Raw genomic sequence first — 3113 nt, 5'->3', positions numbered from 1 at the left:
GACTCGATGGCCGGGATGATCCCCTCGGTGCGCGCGAGCAGGCTGAAGGCCTCCATCGCCTCGGTGTCGGTGACCGGGAGGTACGTCGCGCGGCCGCTGTGGGCGAGCTGCGCGTGCTGCGGCCCGACTCCGGGGTAGTCCAAGCCGGCGGAGATCGAGTGGGACTCGACGGTCTGGCCGTCGTCGTCCTGCAGGACCCGACGAGCGCCGTCGACGCCGTGACCGAGCAGGCCGTGGCCGACGGGGTGCGACGTCTGCGCACCGGACGGTCCACCCTCGTGCTGACCTCCAGCCCGGCCCTGCTGCGCGCCGCCGACCGCGTGCTCGTCGTGCGCGGTGGACGCGTGGTCGCCGAGGGCACGCACCTGGACCTGCTCCGCGACGCCGACTACCGCGAGGCGGTCGAGCGATGAGCCAGACCCAGCACGCCGACCAGCTCCTGCCGGTCGCCGACGGTCGCAGCACCACGCGCGTCGCGTGGCGTCTGCTGCGCGCGCGTCGAGGCAGCCTGGCGCTGACCGTGGCCGCCTTCCTGGTGACCGGCTTCGCCGGCATCGTGCCGGTGCTCATGATCGGCCGCGTCGTCGACGTCGTGCGTGACGACGGCACCTTCGCAGAGGTGCTCGCGCCGGTCGCCGTCATGCTGGCCGCCGCGGTCGTCGCCGCGGTGTCGACCACCGTGTCGACGGCAGCGCTCGCCAGGACGGTGGCACCCGCCCTGGCGGAGCTGCGCGAGGAGGTGCTCGACCGAGCCCTCCACCTCGACTCCCAGCAGCTCGAGGCGGCCGGCGTCGGCGACGTCCTCGGACGCGTGGGCGACGACGTGCGGCGCGTCACCGAGTCGCTCGACGAGGCCATCCCGATGCTCCTCACGTCGGTCTCGGCGATCGCCTTCACCGTCGGCGGCCTCTTCACGCTCGACTGGCGGCTGGGCTTGGCAGGTCTCGCTGCCGCGCCGGGCTACGTGCTCGGCATGCGGTGGTACCTGCCGCGCTCGATCCCGTACTACCGGGCCGAGCGCACGGCCGAGGGCGCGCGCGCCGAGGTGCTCGTGACCGGCGTGCGCGACGCGCCGACGCTGCGTGCGTTCGGTGTCGAGGACATCGCCCTCGAGCGGGTGGAGCGACGTTCCGGCGACGCCGTCGCGATCACGCTCGACGTCTTCCGCCTCTACACGCGGCTCGGCGCCCGCATGAACGCGTCGGAGTGCGTCGGGCTCGTCGTCGTCCTGGCGACGGGGTACGCCCTCGTCAGCACCGGCTCCGCCAGCGTCGGTGACGCGACGGCCGCGGCGCTCTTCTTCCACCGGCTGTTCAACCCGATCGGTGCGGTGCTCTACGTCTTCGACGCCGCACAGGCCAGTGGTGCCGCCCTCGCGCGCCTGGCCGGGGTCGCGCTCATCCCGCCGCGCGACGTCGCGCCGGTCGACGCGGGGCCCGAGCCGGTGCTCACGCTGCAGGGCGTGCACCACGCGTACGAGACCGGCCGGCCCGTGCTCGCCCCCGTCGACCTGACGATCCAGCCCGGCGAGCACGTCGCCGTCGTCGGTGCGACGGGCGCCGGCAAGTCGACGCTCGGCGGCATCGCGGCCGGGACGCTGCGGCCCACCGGAGGCCACGTCCGGCTCGGCGCGCTCGACGTGACCACGGCACCCGAGCCCGTCGTGCGCCGGCACGTGGCCCTCGTGTCGCAGGAGGTGCACGTGTTCGCCGGCAGCCTGCGCGACAACCTGCTGCTGGCCCGGGCCGACGCCGACGACGACGCGCTGTGGAGCGCCCTCGCGACCACCGACGCCGCCGGCTGGGCCCGCGCGCTCCCCCACGGCCTGGACACCGTGGTCGGCGACCTCGGGCACCCGCTCACCCCGGCCCAGACGCAGCAGCTCGCCCTCAGCCGCGTCGCCCTGCTCGACCCGCAGGTGGTCGTGCTCGACGAGGCGACGGCGGAGGCCGGCTCGTCGGGCGCCCGCGAGCTCGAGCAGGCGGCCGCCGCGGTCACGCACGGTCGGGCGGCACTGGTCATCGCGCACCGGCTCACCCGCGGTGGCGTTGATCGAGGCGCGCGGCTTCACGGCGACCGATTTTGCGCGCTATCACCCCGGCGGCGCGCTGGGCTCGGCGCTGGTCGACAAGGCGATCGGCGAGGCCGGCGACGCCGACACCGCCGCCGCCCTCGGCAGCGGGGACCTCGCCGTGCTCGCCACTCCTCGGCTGCTGGCCTGGCTCGAGGAGGCCACCCGCGCAGCGCTCGACCTGGACGAGCACCGCACGAGCGTCGGCACCCGCGTCGAGGTCGAGCACGTGGCCGCCAGCCCCGTCGGCGCGACGGTGACCGCGACCGCCGACGTCACCTACGAGGACGGCCGGCTCCTGCGGTTCCGGGTGGCCGCGCACGACGCCCACGGGACGATCGTCGCCCATGGCGAGGTCCGGCGCGTCGTCGTCGACCGTGAGCGCTTCCTGTCGCGCCTGCCCACTCCCTGACCCTCCCCGACCCGTCGCTCCAGGGCGTGTGCCGCGCCGGCGGGCCCGTGTGGGACCATGGACGCTGGACGTCTGAGGAGGACCATCATGGGTAAGACCGGCCGCAAGCGCCGCGCGCGTCGCAAGAAGGGCGCCAACCACGGCAAGCGCCCCAACGCGTGACCTGACGCTCCCCGCGAGCGCAGACGATCGAAGCCCCCACCGGCCCACGCCGGCGGGGGCTTCGACGCGTCGGGGTGTTGCGCGCGTGGGGGCTGGACTTGCGCGGGGCCTTGGCCTTGCTGGTGCGCTGCCGCAGGGGGTCTCCACCTGCTGGTGCGCAGCCGCGGGAGGTCCGGGCTTGCTGGTGCGCTGCCTCGGCTTTCGCTGGGTGTGGTCTCCGCAAGGGCCTCGACCGGGCGGCTGGCGACCGCGCTGGTCTGGGGTCTCGGGCGGCGGGTTGGTGCTGGGGGTGGATGCACGATTCTGCGTTCGTGCGTCGGTGTTCAAGGCTTCTGCGTTTCCTACGGGATCCCGTCACCAACGCAGAAGCGTTCGACCTCGAACGCACGAAGGAAGAATCGTGGGTGCCCTTGGGGGTGGGGTGGGCAGCGCTTCTCCCTTCTCGTGGCACGTGCCACGAGAAGGGAG

Annotated in this window: 2 protein-coding genes and 1 pseudogene; 2 read left to right on the top strand and 1 reads right to left on the bottom strand. The window is 74.4% G+C overall.

Annotated features, from left to right (window positions below; genetic code table 11):
• Window positions 1-197: pseudogene (locus tag A6Q79_RS16300) on the bottom strand (tryptophan synthase subunit beta); the annotation flags it as partial.
• Between A6Q79_RS16300 and A6Q79_RS16295 the strand changes: the two are divergent.
• Together A6Q79_RS16295 and A6Q79_RS16290 are read left to right on the top strand one after the other, a co-directional pair.
• Complete coding sequence (locus tag A6Q79_RS16295; RefSeq protein ID WP_317698779.1) at window positions 159-413, top strand: hypothetical protein; 255 nt, start codon at window positions 159-161, stop codon at window positions 411-413. The pseudogene A6Q79_RS16300 and the gene A6Q79_RS16295 overlap by 39 nt on opposite strands.
• Window positions 410-2452 (top strand): ABC transporter ATP-binding protein, encoded by a 2043-nt coding sequence (locus A6Q79_RS16290; protein WP_317698778.1) that lies wholly within the window; start codon window positions 410-412, stop codon window positions 2450-2452. Before A6Q79_RS16295 ends, A6Q79_RS16290 begins: the two co-directional genes overlap by 4 nt.
• The last annotated feature ends 661 nt before the right edge of the window (window positions 2453-3113 follow it).

The organism is Aeromicrobium sp. REDSEA-S32_B7 (assembly GCF_001626145.1).
GTDB classification, from domain to species: Bacteria; Actinomycetota; Actinomycetes; order Propionibacteriales; family Nocardioidaceae; genus Aeromicrobium; species Aeromicrobium erythreum.
The sequence above is the reverse complement of the archived record's forward strand: the minus strand, read 5'-3'. Positions and strand labels throughout refer to the sequence as shown.